The 19,343-nt window shown below is 57.8% G+C and carries 19 protein-coding genes and 1 tRNA gene; 2 read left to right on the forward strand and 18 right to left on the reverse strand.

Translation table 11 applies throughout. The features are described 5' to 3' along the window. Nucleotides 1-95: 95 nt before the first annotated feature. From PQR63_RS13495 to PQR63_RS13540, 10 genes are all read right to left on the reverse strand, one after another. Nucleotides 96-1,019, reverse strand: coding sequence for a M48 family metallopeptidase (locus PQR63_RS13495; protein WP_408168407.1), 924 nt, complete (start codon nucleotides 1,017-1,019; stop codon nucleotides 96-98). Between the two features lie 17 nt (nucleotides 1,020-1,036). Next, nucleotides 1,037-1,786, reverse strand: coding sequence for a lysophospholipid acyltransferase family protein (locus PQR63_RS13500; protein WP_408168408.1), 750 nt, complete (start codon nucleotides 1,784-1,786; stop codon nucleotides 1,037-1,039). 58 nt (nucleotides 1,787-1,844) lie between these two features. Then, nucleotides 1,845-2,402 carry a D-glycero-beta-D-manno-heptose 1,7-bisphosphate 7-phosphatase gene (gmhB, locus tag PQR63_RS13505; protein WP_198361729.1) on the reverse strand — a complete coding sequence of 186 codons (558 nt, stop codon included), beginning with the start codon at nucleotides 2,400-2,402 and terminating at the stop codon, nucleotides 1,845-1,847. Between the two features lie 47 nt (nucleotides 2,403-2,449). Next, on the reverse strand, nucleotides 2,450-4,561 hold the full coding sequence (gene glyS / locus PQR63_RS13510) for a glycine--tRNA ligase subunit beta (protein ID WP_408168409.1): 2,112 nt from the start codon (nucleotides 4,559-4,561) through the stop codon (nucleotides 2,450-2,452). Nucleotides 4,562-4,655: 94 nt separating this feature from the next. After that, nucleotides 4,656-5,576 carry a glycine--tRNA ligase subunit alpha gene (gene glyQ, locus PQR63_RS13515; protein ID WP_408168410.1) on the reverse strand — a complete coding sequence of 307 codons (921 nt, stop codon included), beginning with the start codon at nucleotides 5,574-5,576 and terminating at the stop codon, nucleotides 4,656-4,658. Nucleotides 5,577-5,705: 129 nt separating this feature from the next. Next, entirely contained in the window at nucleotides 5,706-7,271 is a 1,566-nt protein-coding gene (gene lnt / locus PQR63_RS13520; RefSeq protein WP_408168587.1) for an apolipoprotein N-acyltransferase, read from the reverse strand. Between the two features lie 61 nt (nucleotides 7,272-7,332). Next, entirely contained in the window at nucleotides 7,333-8,217 is an 885-nt protein-coding gene (locus PQR63_RS13525) for a CorC family transporter (protein WP_408168411.1), read from the reverse strand. A 201-nt stretch (nucleotides 8,218-8,418) separates the two neighbouring features. Beyond that, nucleotides 8,419-8,673 carry a pentapeptide MXKDX repeat protein gene (locus PQR63_RS13530; RefSeq protein ID WP_094565262.1) on the reverse strand — a complete coding sequence of 85 codons (255 nt, stop codon included), beginning with the start codon at nucleotides 8,671-8,673 and terminating at the stop codon, nucleotides 8,419-8,421. Nucleotides 8,674-8,748: 75 nt separating this feature from the next. Beyond that, complete coding sequence (locus PQR63_RS13535) at nucleotides 8,749-9,534, reverse strand: molybdopterin-dependent oxidoreductase (protein ID WP_408168413.1); 786 nt, start codon at nucleotides 9,532-9,534, stop codon at nucleotides 8,749-8,751. Nucleotides 9,535-9,547: 13 nt separating this feature from the next. After that, nucleotides 9,548-10,159 (reverse strand): cytochrome b/b6 domain-containing protein, encoded by a 612-nt coding sequence (locus tag PQR63_RS13540; protein WP_408168588.1) that lies wholly within the window; start codon nucleotides 10,157-10,159, stop codon nucleotides 9,548-9,550. A 301-nt stretch (nucleotides 10,160-10,460) separates the two neighbouring features. On the opposite strand from PQR63_RS13540, the gene PQR63_RS13545 reads away from it, so the two are divergent. Continuing rightward, nucleotides 10,461-10,634, forward strand: a complete 174-nt coding sequence (locus PQR63_RS13545; protein WP_408168414.1) for a zf-HC2 domain-containing protein — start codon at nucleotides 10,461-10,463, stop codon at nucleotides 10,632-10,634. A gap of 152 nt (nucleotides 10,635-10,786) precedes the next feature. Here the strand turns inward: PQR63_RS13545 and ybeY are convergent, their stop codons facing one another. The 4 genes from ybeY to PQR63_RS13565 all read right to left on the reverse strand — a co-directional run bounded on the left by ybeY (nucleotide 10,787) and on the right by PQR63_RS13565 (nucleotide 14,949). Beyond that, a complete protein-coding gene (gene ybeY, locus PQR63_RS13550; protein WP_408168415.1) occupies nucleotides 10,787-11,245 on the reverse strand; it encodes an rRNA maturation RNase YbeY in 459 nt (152 codons plus the stop codon). Then, the gene (locus PQR63_RS13555; protein ID WP_408168416.1) at nucleotides 11,232-12,317 is read right to left on the reverse strand and encodes a PhoH family protein; all 1,086 of its coding nucleotides are present in this window, start codon (nucleotides 12,315-12,317) and stop codon (nucleotides 11,232-11,234) included. The genes ybeY and PQR63_RS13555 overlap by 14 nt, the downstream gene beginning before the upstream one ends. Nucleotides 12,318-12,362: 45 nt before the next feature. Next, nucleotides 12,363-13,703: a tRNA (N6-isopentenyl adenosine(37)-C2)-methylthiotransferase MiaB gene (gene miaB, locus PQR63_RS13560; protein ID WP_408168417.1), complete on the reverse strand. Its 1,341-nt coding sequence runs from the start codon at nucleotides 13,701-13,703 to the stop codon at nucleotides 12,363-12,365. A gap of 304 nt (nucleotides 13,704-14,007) precedes the next feature. Further along, nucleotides 14,008-14,949, reverse strand: coding sequence for a LysR family transcriptional regulator (locus PQR63_RS13565; protein ID WP_408168419.1), 942 nt, complete (start codon nucleotides 14,947-14,949; stop codon nucleotides 14,008-14,010). Between the two features lie 94 nt (nucleotides 14,950-15,043). Here PQR63_RS13565 and PQR63_RS13570 point away from each other — a divergent pair, with 94 nt between their 5' ends. Beyond that, nucleotides 15,044-15,646 carry a cysteine hydrolase family protein gene (locus PQR63_RS13570; protein WP_408168420.1) on the forward strand — a complete coding sequence of 201 codons (603 nt, stop codon included), beginning with the start codon at nucleotides 15,044-15,046 and terminating at the stop codon, nucleotides 15,644-15,646. Nucleotides 15,647-15,664: 18 nt separating this feature from the next. Here the strand turns inward: PQR63_RS13570 and PQR63_RS13575 are convergent, their stop codons facing one another. The 4 genes from PQR63_RS13575 to mutL all read right to left on the reverse strand — a co-directional run bounded on the left by PQR63_RS13575 (nucleotide 15,665) and on the right by mutL (nucleotide 19,290). Further along, nucleotides 15,665-16,063 carry a CBS domain-containing protein gene (locus PQR63_RS13575; protein ID WP_408168422.1) on the reverse strand — a complete coding sequence of 133 codons (399 nt, stop codon included), beginning with the start codon at nucleotides 16,061-16,063 and terminating at the stop codon, nucleotides 15,665-15,667. Nucleotides 16,064-16,252: 189 nt separating this feature from the next. Beyond that, nucleotides 16,253-16,329 (reverse strand) — tRNA-Met (locus tag PQR63_RS13580). Nucleotides 16,330-16,430: 101 nt separating this feature from the next. Beyond that, nucleotides 16,431-17,390: a tRNA (adenosine(37)-N6)-dimethylallyltransferase MiaA gene (miaA, locus tag PQR63_RS13585; RefSeq protein WP_408168423.1), complete on the reverse strand. Its 960-nt coding sequence runs from the start codon at nucleotides 17,388-17,390 to the stop codon at nucleotides 16,431-16,433. Nucleotide 17,391: 1 nt separating this feature from the next. Continuing rightward, nucleotides 17,392-19,290 (reverse strand): DNA mismatch repair endonuclease MutL, encoded by a 1,899-nt coding sequence (gene mutL, locus PQR63_RS13590; protein ID WP_408168424.1) that lies wholly within the window; start codon nucleotides 19,288-19,290, stop codon nucleotides 17,392-17,394. Nucleotides 19,291-19,343 lie beyond the last annotated feature (53 nt).

The raw sequence follows: 19,343 nt of genomic DNA on the forward strand, positions 1-19,343 counted from the left end.
TTGCGTAGGCGAGCGCTTACTGCAAAAAGAAAAAGGCCTGCTCGTACTGGCGCGATCTCGCACCGTATGAGCAGGCCGTTCAGAAAATCAAAAGGTCAGAAAATCGGCAGGGTTTCCGGGGCGCTTTCGCGCAATGCCCGCTTTGCCGTTTCAAATTCAGGGAAGATGGATTGCACGGTCGCCCAGAAGCGCGGGCTGTGGTTCATCTCGCGCAGGTGCGACAGCTCGTGCGCGATCACATAGTCAATCAGCGGCAGGGCAAAATGCATCAGGCGCCAGTTCAGGCGGATGCGTCCATCGGCTGTGCATGAACCCCATTGCGTCGTCGCTGACGACAGGGCGAAGGACTGATACGTCACGCCGAGTTTCTCTGCGTAAATCGGTAGACGGGCGGCGAAAGTTTCTTTCGCGCGTGCCTGCAACCAGCCTTGCACGCGGTCTTTCAATTGCTGCTCGCCGGCGTCGGCCGGCAGACCCACCGTCAATTCCAGCGTCTCTGCGTCGTACGCAATACCGGCCGCCTGGTTGGCACGGATACGCAACGTCACGTCCTGGCCGAGATACGGCAGGGTCGCGCCGTCGCGCCATTGCATTTGCGGTTGCAAGCGGCGTGCCGAGCGTTCGCGGCGTTCGTTGAGTTTGGTGAAAATCCAGCGCTGCTTTTCGCGAATGGCATTCTCGATCTCGCCCAGCGTCACCCATTTCGGCGCTGTCACGCGTAGACCTTCGTCACTGATCAGGAAACCGATCGAGCGGCGCTTGGAGCGCAGCAAGGCATAGTCGATATGGTGCTCGCCCAGCTGGATGCGACGCATACCTTCGGCCGGGCGGCCGATAGGAGGCGACATCGGCGGCAGCGGAGACTGATGCGTCAGCTCTGGTGCGGGGATGTATGTCTCGGGTTCGACAAACGCCGGTGGCGGGTTTTCCTGCTTCGTCTCAAGCGGCGTCGGGGTGAAGAAATCCAGTTGCAGCGTCAGCTGGTTAGGATCGGGCTGTGAATGACGAAGCAGTTTCAATGTATTGGGGCCGATGGTCAGTTCTTTTTATCTACAGCGGCATAAACCGCCGGGGAAATCACGCGCATCTCCGATTCTATCCAATTTTCGACGCGTTGGCTTAATTGTGCGGGATCCAGGCCTTCCGGCGAGATCGGCTTGCCGATCGATACGGTAATAATTCCCGGTTTTTTGACGAATGATCCCTTGGGCCAGCACTCGCCGGCATTGACCGCAATCGGTACGACCGGCGTGTTGGTTTCTACCGCCAGCCGCGAGCCGCCATGCTTGTACTTGCCTACCTGACCCACGGGAATACGAGTGCCTTCCGGGAACATGATCACCCATTGGCCATCGGCCAGGCGCTTGCGGCCTTGCACGACCACCTGGGCGAACGCGTCGCGCCCCTTGCTGCGGTCAATCGGAATCATGCGCAGCAACGCAATACCCCAACCGAAGAAAGGAATGTAGGTTAGCTCTTTCTTGAACACGAACACCAGCGGACGCGGCATGATGATCAGGTAGAAAATTGTTTCCCATGCCGACTGATGTTTTGACAACAGAATCACCGGCGCATCCGGCAGGTTTTCCATGCCTTTGACCTGATAACGAATGCCGCAGATCACGCGTGCGGCCCAGATCACGATGACATTCCAGCGCGACGTTAGGTAATAGCGCTTGGCGTAAGGAAACGGTGCAAACAGGATGCAGGCCATTGACCAGATGACCGTGGTGACGGTCATGATCAGTGTGAACAAAACGGAACGCAAAAACAGGTTGATACGCAAAATTCAATCTCCCTTGTACGATTCGGTCGGGCTCGTCATCGCGAAGCCCGGACAGAACCTAAACCGACACTTCTACCGGCGCTTTTAAGATGAAGTCGACCACGCTGGCGAGATCGGGATAGACGAGTGTTCCTGGCGGCAGACCGCCTTTTTCGCGTGTCTTTTCGCCCTTGCCGGTCAATACCAGATAGGGCGCGCAGCCGGCCTTGAAGCCCGCCTGCAGATCGCGCAACGAATCGCCGACGGTGATCACGCCGCCACGCAGGCTGACGCCGAAACGCTTGGCGATTTCATTGAACATGCCTTCCTTGGGTTTGCGGCAATCGCAATTGTCGTCGGCGGCATGCGGGCAGAAAAACACGGCATCGATATCCGCGCCTACCTGCTGCGCGGCGTTGTGCATTTTTTGATGGATCGCATTGAGCGTCATCATGTCGAACAGACCGCGTCCCACGCCGGACTGATTGGTCGCTACGACCACACGATAACCAGCCTGATTCAGGCGAGCGATCGCTTCCAGCGAACCCTTGATGGGGATCCACTCTGCCGGCGACTTGATGAACGCGTCCGAGTCGTGATTAATCACGCCATCGCGATCCAGAATGATCAGCTTCATGTTCTTCTTACCCTCTATCCCTGAGAACCGTATGAGCCCTGTGAATCTTAAGCCGCCAGCTTGGAAATGTCCGCAACCTGGTTGAGCATCTGATGCAGCTCGGCCAGCAATGCCTGGCGATTGTTGCGCAGCTGTTCGTCTTCGGCGTTGACCATGACGTCATTGAAGAAGGCGTCGACGTTCTGGCGCAATTGTGCCAGCGCTTTCAACGCGCCGCTGAAGTTGCCCAGGGCATATGCGGCATCGACTTGCGGCTTCAACAGCAGCATGGCCGAGTACAGCGCCTGTTCGGCAGCTTCGCGCAGCAGGCCATTTTGTACCGTACCCGTCACACCACCTTCGATCTTTTTCAGAATGTTGGTGATGCGCTTGTTGGCGGCAGCCAATGCTTCGGCTTCCGGCAATGCGGCAAAGGCTTGCACCGCGTCGAGACGCTCGGTGATGTTGTCCAGGACTTCTGGCTGTTGCGCGACCACGGCTTCGATTTCGTTTGGCGAATAATTGCGCTCGCGCAGCATGCCGCGCAGACGATCATAAAAGAAGGCGCGGACGTCAGCGCTCGGATCCTTGAAGTTGCTGTTGCCCGCGAACAGCGCAACCGCTTCCTTCAACAAAACAGGGATCGCCAGCGGCAGGCGTTTTTCAACCAGCATGCGCAGGATACCCAGTGCATGGCGGCGCAGTGCAAACGGATCTTTGTCGCCGGTTGGCTGCAGGCCGATGCCCCAGATACCGACCAAGGTTTCCAGCTTGTCCGCCAACGCGACGGCAGTGCCTGTGGCTGATGCCGGCAAAGCGTCGCCGGCGAAGCGCGGTTGATAGTGTTCGGATGCTGCCAGTGCGACTTCGTCCGGCTCGCCGTCGTGGCGCGCGTAGTAGGTGCCCATGATGCCTTGCAGCTCAGGGAACTCGCCCACCATATCGGTCAGCAGGTCGGTCTTGGCCAGCAAGGCGCCGCGTTCGGCCAGCGCCACATCGGTACCCAGCAGTTTGGCAATTGCGCCGGCTAGCGCCTTAACGCGCTCGGTGCGTTGCAACTGATTGCCCAGCTTGTTGTGATACACCACGTTGCCCAGTTGCGGCACGCGGTCAGCCAGCGATTTCTTCTTGTCTTGTTCAAAGAAGAATTTTGCATCCGACAGGCGTGGGCGTACGACGCGCTCATTACCTTGAATGATGTGACGCGGATCCGGCGTTTCCAGATTGGAGACGATCAGGAAGCGCGAACGCAGCTTGCCGTTGGCATCGGTCAGCGCAAAATATTTCTGATTGGTCTGCATGGTCAGGATCAGGCATTCCTGCGGCACGGCCAGGAATTGATCGTCGAATTTGCATTCGTAGACCACCGGCCATTCGACCAGCGCAGTGACTTCGTCCAGCAGCGATTCAGGCATCAGCACCTTGTCGTCGCCCGCCTTGCCAAGCAGATCGAGGCGAATTTTTTCCTTGCGCTCGTTGAAGCCGGGAATGACCTTGCCTTTGCTGATCAGCGTCTCGACATAGGATTCCGGCGAGTCGACCGCGATCGCGCCTTGCGACAGGAAACGATGCCCCTGCGTGATCTTGTCCGCATCCAGACCGAGGATGTTCAGCGGCACGACGGTGGCGCCATGGAGGGCGATCAGACTATGTGCGGGACGCACGAAGTGCACGGTGTCGCCGGCGGCGCGGCCATGCTGGCGCTGATAGCTCATGACCTTGGGGATCGGCAGCTTGGCGACCGATTCTTCCAGCGCAGTTTGCAAGCCGATTTGCAGGGCCGTGCCCTTGGCGGTATAGGTGTAGAAGAAGCTCTCGGCCTTGCCGTCCTGTGCGCGTTCCAGCTGATCCGGCGTGATGACGGTGACGCCGACCTGGGCTGCCAGCGCAGCGAGTTTCTTGACCAACGGTGCGGATGGACGGCCTTCAGCATCGAGCGCGACGCTGACCGGCAGCACTTTTTCGCGGATCGATTTATCCAGCGAGGTGGCGCGCACCTTGGTGATGGCAACCGCCAGGCGACGTGGTGTTGCGTAGGCCGTGGCGACTGCGCCGTCTTCGAGGAAGTCGCGTGCTTTCAGTCCGTTGAAAATGCCGTTGGCAAAAGCGTCGCCCAGTTTGGCGAGTACTTTCGGTGGCAGTTCTTCAGTCAGGAGTTCTACTAAAAGTGTTTGAGTCATTTTCTATTTTCTTGCCAATTCTTGCTTGTCTGGCGCAGCAGTTGAACACAGCTGCTGCGCGATCCGGTCAATACTTGTTCAGGCGTTCAGGTGATCAGGCAGCCTGGGGTGCAGTCGCTGCGGCGTCAGCCATCGGGAATCCGAGACGTTCGCGCGATTCGAAATACGCCTGCGCCACGGCACGCGACAGATTGCGAATGCGGCCGATGTAGGCAGCGCGCTCGGTCACCGAAATCGCACCGCGTGCATCGAGCAGATTGAAGGTGTGCGCCGCCTTCAGGATCATTTCGTAAGCCGGCAGTGCCAGCGGGACTTCCAGCAGGCGCTTGGCTTCTGATTCGTAGTTGCCAAACAGCGAGAACAGGAAATCGGTATTCGAGTATTCAAAGTTGAAAGTCGACTGCTCGACTTCGTTCTGATGGAACACATCGCCGTAGGTCAGGTTCTTCTTGACGCCGTTTTCAACCCATTCGGTCCATACCAGGTCGTAGACGTTTTCCACACCTTGCAGGTACATCGCCAGACGCTCAATGCCGTAGGTGATTTCACCCAGCACCGGCTTGCAGTCGAGACCGCCGACTTGTTGGAAGTAAGTGAACTGCGTCACTTCCATGCCGTTGAGCCAGACTTCCCAGCCCAAGCCCCAGGCGCCCAGTGTTGGGTTTTCCCAGTCGTCTTCGACGAAGCGCACGTCGTTTTGCTTCAGATCCAGGCCGAGCGCTTCCAGCGAGCCGAGGTACAGATCGAGGATGTTCTCAGGCGCAGGCTTCAGCACAACCTGATATTGGTAGTAGTGCTGCATGCGATTCGGGTTTTCGCCGTAGCGGCCATCCTTCGGGCGGCGCGATGGTTGCACATAGGCGGCACGCCAAGGTTCAGGTCCGATGGCGCGCAGGAAGGTCGCAGTATGCGACGTGCCGGCGCCGACTTCCATGTCGTACGGCTGGAGCAATGCGCAACCTTGCGCATCCCAATATTCTTGCAGCTTGAGAATGATCTGTTGAAATGTGAGCATCTTTTTTGTGGTCGCCGGTGATGGCAGGCAAGGAATTGCTAAAACCCTGAATTTTAGCGGTTTTTGGAGTGCTTATGCGCCCCGCATCGAGGATAGAACCGAATAAGGCGAGGAAATTGCGCTGAAACCTCAGCGCTTGCGGCGGGATAGCAGCCATGCCGCTGCCAGCGAGACAATTGCCAGCGCCAGCATCAGCTTGTTGCCGAACAGAATGTACGGCGTCTGGCCCTGATAGCCTTGCACCGATGCACTCAGCATATTGCGTGTGTAGGGCTGCAATTCGGAGATCACCTGCCCGTTTGGCCCGATCACGGCGGTCGCGCCGGTATTGGTTGAGCGCAGCATCGGACGACCGGTTTCCAGGGAGCGCATCTGCGAGATCTGCAGATGTTGTGGTAAGGCGATGGAATTGCCGAACCAGGCGATATTCGACAGATTCAGAAGAATGCTGGCCTGTGGCAGACCGGCGTAATAGGCACCAGCCAACTGGGTGGCGATTTCTTCGCCGAACAAATCCTCATAGCAGATGTTTGGCATGACCCATTGCTGTTTCACTGCAAACGGCAGTTGCAACGGGTTACCGCGCGTCATGTCGCCGAGTGGAATGCTCATCATATCGACAAACCAGCGGAAACCGAACGGGATGAATTCGCCGAAAGGCACCAGATGGTGCTTGTCATAGCGATAAGGACTTTTGGCGCTGGCCGGATCGGGAGAAAAACCGATCACACTGTTGGCGTACTGGTTGGGGCCGTCAGACAGAGGAATGCCCAGCGCGAGATGGCTGCCGGAGGTCTGGACGAAACGGATCAACCGCGCCAGATAATCTGGCGGCAACTGCTGCGGCAGCAGCGGTACGGCGGTTTCTGGCGTGGCGATCAGATCGGCGGGCGCGCTGCGGATCATCTCGTCGTACATGTTCAACGTAGACAGCAGCGCTTCGTTGGAAAATTTCATTTCTTGAGGAATATTTCCCTGCAGTAAGCGCGCTGTGATTGGTTGGCCGACAGGTGTTGTCCATTGCACCAAATGCAAGGCTGCGCCTGCACATGCCAGCAATACTGCCAGCACTGCGGGCAGGATGCGTCGACCTGAACGCAGGCTCACCATCGCCAGACAGCCGGCGATGACGGCTGCAATCCAGGCCAGGCCGTAGACACCGGTGATGGGAGCAAAACCAGCTAGTGGGCCGACGTTATGCGCGTAGCCGGAAGTGAGCCAGGGAAATCCCGTGAACAGCCATCCGCGAACCCATTCCGACAAAGCCCACAAGGCTGGCAGCACCAGCAACAGCAACACGGCGGACGATATCTGCCAGCGCTGTCTGGCCCAACCTGCCAGTCCTGCTGTAAGCGCTGCATAAATGCCGAGATAGGCCGCCAGCAAGCCGACTGCCAAAGCCGCCATCCATCCCGCCATGCCACCATAGTCGTGCATGCTGATGTACAGCCAGTGCACGCCGCAGGCCGCCCAGCCAAAGCCATACAGCCAGCCGGTAAGTGCATTGCGCCTGAACGACGTTGTGCGGCTGATCTGGCGGAACAGCCACGCCAGCGTCAGAATCTGAATCGGCCAGATGTTGAAGGGCGCGAAGGCCAGAACATTGAGCACGCCTGCCAGCAAAGCGATGAGCGGCGTCCACCTTGTCGCCGCAGTTGACGTTTCAACCTGAGGGGACGAGGCGGACGCAGTCAGGGCATCCGTTGCAGTGTCTGTGCCGTCGGTGGAGTGAGTCGGGAGGTTCACGCAGGGAAACTTATTCTTCCTCGGCTGCCGGGTTTTCCGGCAGTTTTTCCACCAGCAGCACGTGTGCCTGGCGGGCGTCGGCGCGCAGCACTTCGAAGTGCATGCCGGCGATGTCGAACTCGTCGCCCTTGCGCGGCACGCGGCCGAGATGGTTGGCGACCAGACCGCCGATGGTGTCGGCATCTTCGTCGGAGAATTCGGTTTCCAGGGTTTCGTTGAACTGGGTGATTTCTGTCAGACCCTTGATGCGCCAGCGTGGGCCGTTGGCACCGTCCTTGATGGCAAGGATGTTGTCTTCTTCTTCGTCAAAATCGTATTCGTCTTCGATATCGCCGACGATTTGCTCCAGCACGTCTTCAATCGTGATCAGACCAGCAACGCCGCCGTACTCGTCGACGACGATGGCCATATGGTTGCGATTGGCACGGAAGTCGCGCAGCAACACGTTGAGGCGTTTCGATTCGGGGATGAAGACGGCGGGGCGCAGCATGTCGCGCACGTCGAAAGAGTCTTCCGCGTAATAACGCAGCAGATCCTTGGCCAGCAAGACACCGATCACCTTGTCGCGCTCTCCTTCGACAGCCGGAAAGCGGGAATGCGAAGTCGACAGCACTTCCGGCATCCAGGTTTCGATCGGTTTGGTGATGTCGATGGTGTCCATTTGCGAACGCGGCACCATGATGTCGCGTACGGCCAGATCGGATACCTGAAACACGCCTTCAATCATCGACAGCGCATCGGCGTCAATCAGATTGCGCTCGTGGGCGTCTTGCAGGACTTCGAGCAACTCTGCTCGGTTTTCAGGTTCAGGGGAGATGAGTGCAGTGAGACGTTCAAATAAAGAACGGTGTGGTTTAGCGTCAATGGATTTGACGCTACTAGGGTGATCTTGCATATGGCGTGAGCCGTGGGTCCGACGTTGTTTCGATGAGCCATAGGATACAACAAATATATGACAAATCTACTAAAACGCGATTTCGCGCTCTGAGCGAACAACGAATGAAGCAGACGGAATGTCGCAAATAACAACAGTTTCCGGATGGACATGTCCGCAGCATGCGCATGCCGCGAACATGTCGAAAGAAACGAAGGGTGATTACTTCTTCATTTCGTCCTTGGCCATGCCGTCTTTCGCCATACCATCCTTAGCCATGCCGTCTTTGGCCATGGAGTCCTTGCTCATGGAGTCTTTCTTTTTCATCTTGTCTTTCTTCATGCCGTCTTTTTTCATGCTGTCCTTCGACATCGAATCCTTGGCCATGTCGTCCTTGGCCATGGTGTCAGCAGCGTAGGCGCCCGAAACGGCAGCCATCATCAAACAGGCGAACAGAGTAGAGAGTGCTTTTTTCATGTGGAGCTCCTAGAAATAAAAAATGGTAAAAAAGTGGCAAAAGCGCCATGAACCCGGCAATGACTTGGCAACTTGCTAAGCACCGCCGAACCAGTTGTACCCCTGGTCTTCCCAGTAACCGCCGGGGTAAGTGTTGGTTACTTCGATTGAAGCAATATGCTTCGGATTCTTGTAGCCCAGTTTGGTGGGCATGCGCAGCTTCATCGGGAAGCCATACTTCGGCGGCAGAATTTCGCCGTCGTAGGTCAGCGTCAGCTGCGTCTGTGCGTGTAGCGCTGTCGGCATGTCGATGCTGGTGTAATAGTCATCGGCACAGCGGAAGGCGATGTACTTCGCATTCAGGTCGGCGCCGATATGCTTCAGGAAGCCGGCAAACGGGACGCCGCCCCAGCGGCCGATGGCGCTCCAGCCTTCCACGCAGATGTGGCGCGTGATCTGCTCCACCTGCGGCAAGCGACGCAGCTCCGGCAGCGTCCAGGATTTCTTGTTGCTGACCAGTCCTTTGATGTCCAGGCGATATGCATCTCCGTCGACTTCGGTGATCTCGTCTTCACCGTAAAACGCATTGAACGGAAAAGGCCGTGTGATCATCGACGCCGGATAGGTCGGCGCCATCTTGTTCGGATCAAACAGCCATGCTTGCACGCCGTCGTTCATGCGAGAGATATTGGTGAGCATGCGGTTGACCGATTCGTTATCGGTGATCTCGCAGCCGGTCAGCAGCGACAGGCCTCCCAGTGTCAGCGCGCGTTTGCCGAACAGACGGCGCGAAGGCATGGCCAATTCGAGTTCACGGCGCGCGTCCTTGATGATGAGTTCGCTATCCAGCGAGGAGGACAGGCGATTGGGTTTCTTGATCATGATGATGTCCTCCTTAGCGTCCGCGCAGCATGGCGAGCAGGGTGCGCGGTACCAGCGCCACCATGACGATGTGCACGACGATGAACAGCACCAGAAAACTCATCGCGAAAAAATGCACGATGCGCGCATTGTCAAAACCACCCATCAAGTCGCGCAGCAAGGGAAACTGCACCGATTTCCAGATCGCCAGACCGGATACCACAATCAGAATGAGATCGGCGATGACGGACAGATAAGCCAGCTTTTGTACCGCGTTATAGTGATCGAGCGACGCGTGCTGCAGCTTGCCTTTCAGCGCTTGTACAAAGTCACGCAGCACTTCCTTCGGGCGCAACGGAAAGAATTTGCGTTGCGCACGTCCGCTCAGCAGATTGAGTGAGAGATACACGAGTCCGTTGATCGCCAGCAGCCACATCGCAGCAAAATGCCATTGCAATGCGCCGCCCAGCCAGCCGCCCAGCGTCCATTCTTTTGGAAACACGAAGGGAAAAATGGGCGAAGCATTGTAGATGCGCCAGCCGCTGGCGATCATGATCACGACAGAGAAGGCATTGATCCAGTGCGTTACGCGCAACCACAGCGGGTGCACTGTCTTGGCGGGCGGAACGTCTGGGGTGGTCGGCATGACCGATAGGGAAGCTTTCACAATCGTCTCCTGATTACATAGTGCGATGCAAAACGTCTTCGATCAGATTCGTGTGAGGCGTTTTGCGATTCTATGCCCCTTGGTCGTAGCGATCGGGTGATTTCTTACAGGCGGAGAGAAAAAAATGAAAACGGCAGGACATTTTGCCAACACTTAAAAAATTTAGCGAGAAAGTGGTCAGCAAAATGTAAGAATTCGGGGCGATTGCCGACTAAACGATATGGAACCGGCGAATTGGGTGACGGCGCGTCATCTACAATGACGTCACTGGAGAGAATAAATGAAATGCAAGGAAGCACACCGCGTCTTGTGCGAGGCGCAAGACAATAAACTATCGTTTGCCCGAAGGCTGGCGCTGCGCTGGCATCTCGCTATTTGCGACCGTTGCACGCGCTTTGGACAGCAGTTGGAATTTTTGCGGACAGCGGTCAGACGCTACCGCGACAAGGAATAAGTATCAGCGTCAGTACGGCATCGGTGTTGAAATAAACGATGCCGCAAAGCATTACACCAATTGTTGCACTATGGACATCGAGCCACCTTAGATGATGGCCTGAAGCAAAAATGAACGGCGGCACGCCTCAATCGGCGATGCGGGTTTCCAGCTCAGCTGCGTTCGGCGTAAGGATTGTCGAAGCCCAGACCCGCCAGAATCTCCGTCTCCAAAGCTTCCATCTCGGTCGCTTCTTCCTCTTCTTCGTGATCGTAGCCTTGCGCATGCAACACGCCATGGACGATCAGGTGCGCCGCATGATCCAGCAGCGGCTTCTTTTGCTCAGCCGCTTCTTTTTCAAGCACGTCGGTACACAGGATGATGTCGGCCTGCGTGACTTCGCTGTCTTCATCTTCTGTGTAGGCAAACGTCAGCACGTTGGTGGCGTAATCCTTGCCGCGATAGTCGCGGTTCAGAGTCTGGCCTTCTTCAGCATCGACAAAACGAATCGTCAACTCGGCAGGCGCAAACAGCGCCGCCTGAATCCATCGGCGGATCTGCGGGCGCGGTACGCTTTCTTTCAAACGTGGATCGGCGTATTGGACGGAAAGAGTCAGTTTATTTTTTTGCATGACGTGGCTTGGCTGACTGAGTCAGGCCCTGGCTGAGACGTTTGACGGCGTTGTTGGAAGTGATGTGAGCATTGCCATTTGGCGCTGCAGCTTCATACGCATCGACGATGCGCGCCACCATCGGATGGCGCACCACGTCGCTGCTGGTGAAACGCGAGAACGCGATGCCGCGCACATCGTGCAGCACATTCAGCGCATCGATCAGGCCGCTCTTCTGGCCATGATGCAAGTCGATCTGCGTGACGTCGCCGGTCACCACGGCCTTGCTGCCGAAACCGATACGGGTGAGGAACATCTTCATCTGTTCCGGCGTCGTGTTTTGCGCTTCATCGAGAATGATAAAGGCGTGGTTCAGCGTGCGGCCGCGCATATAGGCCAGCGGTGCGATCTCGATCGCCTGCTTTTCAAACAGCTTCTGTGTGCGGTCAAAACCGAGCAGGTCGTACAGCGCGTCATACAGCGGACGCAGATACGGATCCACCTTTTGCGCCAGATCGCCCGGCAAGAAGCCCAGACGTTCGCCGGCTTCTACCGCCGGACGCGTCAGCACAATGCGTTGCACGGCATCGCGTTCCAGCGCATCGACAGCGCAGGCAACGGCAAGATAAGTCTTGCCGGTACCGGCCGGGCCGACGCCGAAGGTGATGTCGTGTTCCAGAATCGCGTGCAGATATTCGCTCTGATGTGGTGTGCGACCGCGCAGGTCGTGCTTGCGCGTTTTCAGCACCGGGCTTTCGATTTCAGTCTTTTCTGTCTTGTCGATGGCGGTATCTGCATCACCGAGTTCAGCATCGATGGTCGCTGTGGCACGTTGTTCGACCAGCGCCAGTTGAACATCTTCCACCGACACCGGCTTGTCCGCCAAGGCGTAAAAGCGTTCGAGAATGGTGACTGCGCGTTCTGCGTTGGTGCCGCTGGCGATGAATTTTTCGCCGCGACGGAAAATCGTCACATCGAGAGCGGAGGAAATTTGCCTCAGGTTTTCATCCAAAGGACCGCACAGATGCGCCAGACGTTTGTTGTCGAGCGGTTGCGGGATGAAGTACTGAGGCTGGCTGGGTGATTTTTTCAATCTGGCTCGTTATCGGTAAGTAGAGATTGGATTGGAATTCAGGGATTATTGCTTGACCACGATTTCGCCACGCAGCGAGAAAGAGGATGTTTGCAGAATCGAGACATCGATCATCTGGCCGATCAGACGCGTACCGTTCGGGCCGCCGTCAAAATTGACCACGCGGTTGTTTTCGGTACGACCTTGCAGCTCGTTCGGATCCTTCTTCGACGGGCCTTCCACCAGGATACGCTGCACTGAACCGACCATGCTCTGGCTGATCTTGTTGGCGTTTTCCTGAACGACCGCCTGCAAATGCTGCAGGCGTTTCAGTTTGACTTCATACGGCGTGTCGTCGGCCAGGTTGGCGGCCGGTGTGCCGGGACGCGGGCTGAACACGAAGCTGAAGCTGGAGTCGTAGCCGATGTCGGTGATCAGCTTCATCAGTGCGTTGAAATCTTCATCGGTCTCGCCCGGGAAGCCGACGATGAAGTCGCTGGAGATGGCGATGTTCGGACGCACTTCACGCAGGCGGCGCAGTACCGATTTGTATTCCAGCGCTGTGTAACCACGCTTCATCGCCGCCAGGATACGGTCGGAGCCGTGTTGCGCCGGCAGGTACAGGTGATCCACCAGCTTCGGCACCTTGGCGTAGGTGTCGATCAGGCGCTGTGTGAATTCCTTCGGATGGCTGGTGACGAAGCGAATGCGCTCGATGCCGGGGATGTCGGCGATATATTCGATCAGCAACGCAAAGTCGGCGATTTCGCCATCGGCCATTGCGCCGCGGAAGGCGTTGACGTTCTGGCCTAGCAAAGTGACTTCCTTGACGCCTTGCTCGGCCAGTCCGGCCACTTCGGTCAGCACGTCTTCAAAGCGGCGCGAGACTTCTTCGCCGCGCGTGTAAGGCACCACGCAATAGCTGCAATACTTGCTGCAACCTTCCATGATCGATACGTAGGCCGTTGCGCCTTCGACGCGGGCCGGCGGCATGTGGTCGAACTTTTCGATTTCCGGGAAGCTGATGTCGACCTGTGGACGGCCGGTAAAACGGCGCTCGCTGATCAGTTGCGGCAGGCGGTGCAGGGTTTGCGGGCCGAATACCATGTCGACGTAGGGCGCGCGCTTGACGATGGCTTCGCCTTCTTGCGAGGCCACGCAGCCGCCGACGCCGATCAGCAGGTCGGGATTATTTTTCTTCAGCTCGCGCAGGCGGCCGAGGTCGGAGAACACTTTTTCCTGTGCCTTTTCACGCACCGAACAGGTATTGAGCAAGATGATGTCCGCATCTTCCGGCTTGTCGGTCTTGATCAGGCCATCGGAGGCGTTGAGCACATCGGCCATCTTGTCCGAGTCGTACTCGTTCATCTGGCAGCCGAAGGTTTTGATGAATACTTTTTTCTGCATAGTTGTCAATCAAGCATGAGGGCGCGGCAGGGAGTCAGAGTCGGTGCCGGCAAGGGGAAGCAGAGGCGAATCGCATATTGTTGCCGCCCGGCGCGGATTGCATTCAGTTGCAAATTCAGTCGCAAGTTCAATTGCAAAACCAGCGAGATAGCTGTCTTGCGGCGCGGGTAAGGCGAGTGCGGATCGTAGTCCCATGCACTTCCAAGGTTCGCGATTATAGCACCGGATGCCTCGTGCAGCCGGGCAGCGGGCAGTCTGTGGCGAGGTTCTGCAACAGGTCGAAAAATGGTATTTCGGCAATAAATCAGGCCTGCGCTGAAAAACAACTGTTCAACCAGTCCAGTACGGCGCGCAGACGCGGCAGGGATTTCAAATCGCGGTGATAGACCACCCAGATTTCCCGATGCAGCTGCGGCGCGGCTTCCGCCAGTTCCAGATCGGGTGCCAGCAAATACTGGGGTAACAATGCCAGTCCCACGCCTGCACGTGCCGCCACGCATTGTGCCACCAGGCTGGTGCTGCGAAAGCGCACCGGGTTGTTGCCGGCATGGTCAGCCAGCCACAGCGTCTCCGGAATTTCCGGCACGCCATCGTCATAGCCGATGAAAGCTGCAGATGCGGGGTGATGGCGCCAGTCATCCACGCGCGCCTTGCTGCCGCACAGAAAGTAGCTGATCTTGCCCAGGCTTCTGGCAATCAGATCACCGTCCTGCGGCCTGGCAAAACGGATTGCCAGATCGGCGTCGCGTCGTGCCAGGCTGACGGTCTGATGGCTCATGCTGAACTCGATGTCCAGATTCGGCCATTGATCCAGCAGGGAAGGCAGGCGTGGCGCCAGAAACATCGTCGCCAGTGCATCCGTACTTGCGATGCGCACCTTGCCTTCCATGCGGATATCTTCGCCAGCCAGTCTGCGCGCCAGTTGTGCCGTCTGCGCCTGCATCTCACGCGCGGCGCCCAGCACCGTCTCGCCCAGGCGCGTCAGTTCTGTGTCGTCGCCGCGCCGTGTGAAGAGGGGGCCTTGCAAGGCAAGCTCCAGCATCTGCAGGCGTCTGCTTACGGTGGCATGCGTGACGTCCAGCGATCGTGCGGCTCCCGAGAAGCTGCCTGCTTCTACAAAGGCGGCAAAGGTGCGCAAGCCTTCCCAGTCCGCAGACAAGCTCTGTACAGGATGATTTGGAAGTGCTGTTAATTTATTCACGGGTGGCTGCTTATTTTTGCGAATTGATGTACGTATTTTAACCATCTACGATGGCTTCCGTTAGTCGTGCTTATTGACGCTTATTGACGCTTATTGACGCTTATTGACGTATTTACTCAACTTTCTAAAGGAGTTCACCATGTCCACACCCAAAACACTGCTGCAAATCGCCGGCGCTGCACCGCGCAGCCCGCAATGGAAGGACGCGGCGCTGATCCTCATCGACCATCAGGCTGAATACACGAAAGGCGGCGTGCCACTGGCCGGCATTGACGCTGCCATCGGCGAGATCGCGCAATTGCTCAAACAGGCGCGCGCTGCCGGCGCTCCGGTTTTTCACGTGGTCCATCACGCCAAGTCCGGCGCGGCACTGTTTGATCCGCAACGTGAATACGTCAACATCATAGATGGCTTGGAGCCACAAGAGGGGGAGGTGACGGTCGTCAAGGCGCTGCCGAATTCCTTCGCCAATACCACGCTCGATGCTGAGCTGAAGAAGGCCGGGAAAAAGGAGTTAATCATCGCCGGCTTCGCCACGCACATGTGCATCAGCGCCACCACGCGTTCAGCGCTGGATCATGGCTATGTGTCGACGGTCGTGGCAGCAGCATGCGCCACGCGCGATTTGCCGGATGCATTGGGTGGCGGTGTCGTCTCCGCAGCAGAGGTGCAGCGCGCGTCGTTGGCGGCATTGGCCGATCGGTTTGCGACGGTGGTGCCGAGCGCAGCTGCGCTCGTTTAACCGTTTCGTAGAGACGTTCTAAGTATTGGTCGGGTTAATGCGCAGGTTTTTCAGGATATCGCGCCAGCTCACAATCCCGACAGGCCTGGCGTTCAGATCGACGACCGGCAGACAGGAAACGCTGTGTGTGTTGAACAAGTGAATTGCGTCATCGACCGTTGCAGTTTCCTGCAACACGATCGGGTGCCGCGTCGCGATCTGATGTACGCGCTTGTTCAGGCTGGCGATGTCTTGATAGGTTTCTCGTGCCGAGCCGATGTTCGGGCTCAGGGCCTTGAGCAGATCGCGATCTGAAACCACGCCCAAGAGTTTGCGCTCTTCCACCACCAGCAGGTGGTGGAATTTCAAATTGTCAAAAATCTCTTTGACCGTTTCCAGCTTGTCATCCAGGGTAACGGTCACGAGCTTTGTGCTCATGATTTTCTTGATGCTGACTCCAGCCATTGCTCCTCCGCTAACAAACCTGATGACATTCAGTGAGCCCGTTGTGTAGCGTGCCCTATAAACCGGGTGCGGTTCCATGCGCGAGATCAAAGACGGGCGAGAATCCATCGATAAAAACAAAAAAGCCGCTGACCCTTTCGGATCAACGGCTTACAGTGTCTTTGGTGGTGATAGGTGGATTTGAACCACCGACCCCAGCATTATGAGTGCTGTGCTCTAACCAACTGAGCTATATCACCAAAAGCAAGCCCGCAATTATGCTGGCCGATCACTCATCTGTCAAGAGAATTTGAGTCACTAAAGAAGGCCTAGTTAATTCGTTTTCCATCAAAGCCAAGCCTCAGCTCTCCAGCGCCTTCCGCACGTGATCCATCACGATTTGCGTTGCGTTGGCCGCATTGCAATCGATGATCACACGGCCCGGCGTGGAGCGCAGCCAAGTGATCTGGCGTTTTGCTAGTTGCCTGGTGGCAATGATGCCGCGTTCGCGCATTTCGGCGTAGTCGTACTGGCCGTCGAGGTATTCCCAGGCCTGGCGGTAGCCGACGCAGCGCATCGATGGCAGTCCGAGGTGCAGGTCTCCGCGTGCGCGCAGATGGCGGACTTCGTCCAGCAAGCCGTCATTTTCCAGCATCAGGTCAAAGCGGCGTGCGATGCGCTCATGCAAGACGGCGCGCTCGGATGGTTCCAGCGCCAGCGGCAGCAGTGTGAAGGGCAGAGGCTCGGCTTCTTTTTGCGCCAGCAGCGCCGACATCGGCTTGCCGGTCAGTTCGATGATTTCGAGCGCGCGCTGGATGCGTTGGCTGTCGTTGGGTTTGAGACGGGCAGCGGTTTCCGGGTCGAGCGTGGCCAGGCGTGCATGCTGCGCGGGCACGCCGTCGCGCGCGGCTTCTTCGTCGAGGCGTTCACGCACTGCGGGATCGGCTTCCGGCAAATCGTCGAGACCGTCGCGCAGGGCCTTGAAATACAGCATGGTGCCACCCACCAGCAGCGGCAGCTTGCCGCGCGCGCGGATGTCTTGCGCCAGACGCAGGGCATCATTGCGAAACTGCATCGCCGAATACGATTCGGTCGGGTCCAGGATGTCGATCAGATGATGCGGCACGCTGGCCAGTTCTTCGGCGTTCGGTTTGGCCGTGCCGATGTCCATCTCGCGATACACCAGCGCGGAGTCCACCGAAATGATTTCACAAGGAATATGTTTGGCGATTTCCAGCGCCGCTGCGGTCTTGCCGGAGGCGGTCGGGCCCATGATGGCGACTGCCAATGGTACGGCTTTTACGGCCGGTGCTTCAGTCATTTTATTGACCGCGCAGAAAGAGTTTGTCCAGATCGGACAAGGCCAGCTGGCTCCAGGTCGGTCGGCCGTGGTTGCACTGGTCTGCGCGTTCGGTGGCTTCCATCTGGCGCAGCAGTGCGTTCATTTCCGGTACGGTAAGGCTGCGGTTGGCACGTACGGCGGTGTGGCAGGCCAACGTGCCGAGCAGTTCGTTGCGGCGCTCCAGTAGCACGCGTGAGCCGCCGAATTCACGTACGTCGCGCAGCACGTCACGCGCCAGTGTCTGGGCGTCGGCGTTCTTGAGCAGCGCAGGTACGGCGCGTACCGCCAGCGTGGTCGGCGACATCGCGGCGATATCAAAGCCGAGCGCGCTCAGGGTCTCCTGATGTTCTTCCACGGTGCCGACTTCAACCGCGTCGGCGTAGAAGGTCACCGGGATCAGCAGCGGTTGCACGAACATGCTGTTGTCATCGAGCGCGTTCTTCAACTGTTCGTACAGGATACGTTCGTGCGCAGCATGCATGTCGACCACGACCAGGCCCTTGCTGTTTTGTGCGAGCACGTAGATGCCGTGCAATTGCGCCAGCGCGAAGCCGAGCGGGAAGTCGTCCGCCGGCAGGCTTTGCGTATTGGCGGCGATGGGCATGGTGAATGCGCCGGTATTTGTTTCGCTGCCCGTTGCAGATGCCATGTCCAGATTGGTCTGCACGCCGGGACGGAACATCGCGCCGTAATCGGCGGTATTCTGCGCAACGCCAAAACCACCGGCTGAAAAATTCGGGCGCAGTTGTGCGCCGAATTCCGCCTGATGCTGAGGCTGCTGATAGGGTTGTTGGGTTTGATCGCGCATCCACGGCAACGGCCCGTTGCCGGCCGCTTGTGGTGCGGGCGCATTGCCGAATGAGGTTGCGGAGGTCGCCGCCAGTGCGCGGCTGACGGCGTGAAAGACGAATTGATGCACGCTGCGGCTATCGCGGAAGCGCACTTCAATCTTGGACGGATGCACGTTGACGTCGACCAGTGCCGGATCCAGATCCAGCGCCAGTGCGTACGACGGATAGCGGTCGCCGTGCAGCACGTCCTGATAGGCGGCACGTACGGCATGCACCAGCAGTTTGTCGCGCACAAAGCGGCCGTTGACGTAAAAGTACTGGCCGTCGGCGCGTGCCTTGGAGGCGGTCGGTAAGCCGATGAAGCCGTGGATGCGCAACGGGCCGGCGCTTTCATCAACCGGCAGACGCGCATTGGCGAATTCATCGCCGAGAATGTGTGCGCTGCGTTTGGCAAACTCGCCGATGTTCCAGTGGTCGACGGTCTTGCCGTTATGCGTCAGCGAGAAAGTGACGTCGGGGCGCGCCAACGCAATGCGGCGTACGACCTCAGCGCAGTGGCCGTATTCGGTTTGTTCCGATTTCAGAAACTTGCGGCGCGCAGGCGTATTGAAATACAAATCCTGTACGTCGATGGTGGTGCCGGGCGAACCGGAAGCCGGTACGACATTGCCTTCCTGCGAGCCGGTGATTTCCCAAGCATGGGCCGCATCGGCAGTACGGGTGGTCAATGTCAGTTGCGCAACCGATGCGATCGATGCCAATGCCTCGCCACGGAAACCGAGGGTGCCGACGTTTTCCAGATCAGTCAGGGAGGCGATTTTGGACGTCGCGTGACGTGCCAGTGCCAGCGGCATCTGCTCAGGCGGAATGCCGCGACCGTTGTCAGTGATGGCGATACGTTTGACGCCGCCTTGTTCCAGCCGCACGGTGATTTGCGTGGCACCGGCATCGAGGGCGTTTTCGAGCAATTCCTTGACGACAGCGGAGGGACGTTCAATAACCTCGCCCGCAGCGATCTGCGAGATCAACTGGTCGGGCAGGGCCTGGATGGGGCGAATAGGGCGGGTAGGGCGATCTGGTGCGTTCATCTTGCGATTATACCGCCAGCCGGGTCAGGGATTTCCTGTCCGGCCGGCGGTAC

It is taken from the genome of Herbaspirillum rhizosphaerae (assembly GCF_046025915.1).
Taxonomy (GTDB): domain Bacteria; phylum Pseudomonadota; class Gammaproteobacteria; order Burkholderiales; family Burkholderiaceae_D; genus Herbaspirillum; species Herbaspirillum rhizosphaerae_A.

What these genes read in the sequence shown, in the direction of transcription:
- miaA (WP_408168423.1), bottom strand. Translation starts at nt 17,390, where the DNA reads ATGACTGAAGCACCGGCCGTAAAAGCCGTACCATTGGCAGTCGCCATC.
- miaB (WP_408168417.1), bottom strand. Translation starts at nt 13,703, where the DNA reads ATGCAGAAAAAAGTATTCATCAAAACCTTCGGCTGCCAGATGAACGAG.
- mutL (WP_408168424.1), bottom strand. Translation starts at nt 19,290, where the DNA reads ATGAACGCACCAGATCGCCCTACCCGCCCTATTCGCCCCATCCAGGCC.
- PQR63_RS13565 (WP_408168419.1), bottom strand. Translation starts at nt 14,949, where the DNA reads ATGGTTAAAATACGTACATCAATTCGCAAAAATAAGCAGCCACCCGTG.
- PQR63_RS13575 (WP_408168422.1), bottom strand. Translation starts at nt 16,063, where the DNA reads ATGAGCACAAAGCTCGTGACCGTTACCCTGGATGACAAGCTGGAAACG.
- PQR63_RS13540 (WP_408168588.1), bottom strand. Translation starts at nt 10,159, where the DNA reads ATGCCGACCACCCCAGACGTTCCGCCCGCCAAGACAGTGCACCCGCTG.
- gmhB (WP_198361729.1), bottom strand. Translation starts at nt 2,402, where the DNA reads ATGAAGCTGATCATTCTGGATCGCGATGGCGTGATTAATCACGACTCG.
- PQR63_RS13530 (WP_094565262.1), bottom strand. Translation starts at nt 8,673, where the DNA reads ATGAAAAAAGCACTCTCTACTCTGTTCGCCTGTTTGATGATGGCTGCC.
- PQR63_RS13535 (WP_408168413.1), bottom strand. Translation starts at nt 9,534, where the DNA reads ATGATCAAGAAACCCAATCGCCTGTCCTCCTCGCTGGATAGCGAACTC.
- PQR63_RS13525 (WP_408168411.1), bottom strand. Translation starts at nt 8,217, where the DNA reads ATGCAAGATCACCCTAGTAGCGTCAAATCCATTGACGCTAAACCACAC.
- PQR63_RS13545 (WP_408168414.1), top strand. Translation starts at nt 10,461, where the DNA reads ATGAAATGCAAGGAAGCACACCGCGTCTTGTGCGAGGCGCAAGACAAT.
- glyQ (WP_408168410.1), bottom strand. Translation starts at nt 5,576, where the DNA reads ATGCTCACATTTCAACAGATCATTCTCAAGCTGCAAGAATATTGGGAT.
- PQR63_RS13570 (WP_408168420.1), top strand. Translation starts at nt 15,044, where the DNA reads ATGTCCACACCCAAAACACTGCTGCAAATCGCCGGCGCTGCACCGCGC.
- ybeY (WP_408168415.1), bottom strand. Translation starts at nt 11,245, where the DNA reads ATGCAAAAAAATAAACTGACTCTTTCCGTCCAATACGCCGATCCACGT.
- glyS (WP_408168409.1), bottom strand. Translation starts at nt 4,561, where the DNA reads ATGACTCAAACACTTTTAGTAGAACTCCTGACTGAAGAACTGCCACCG.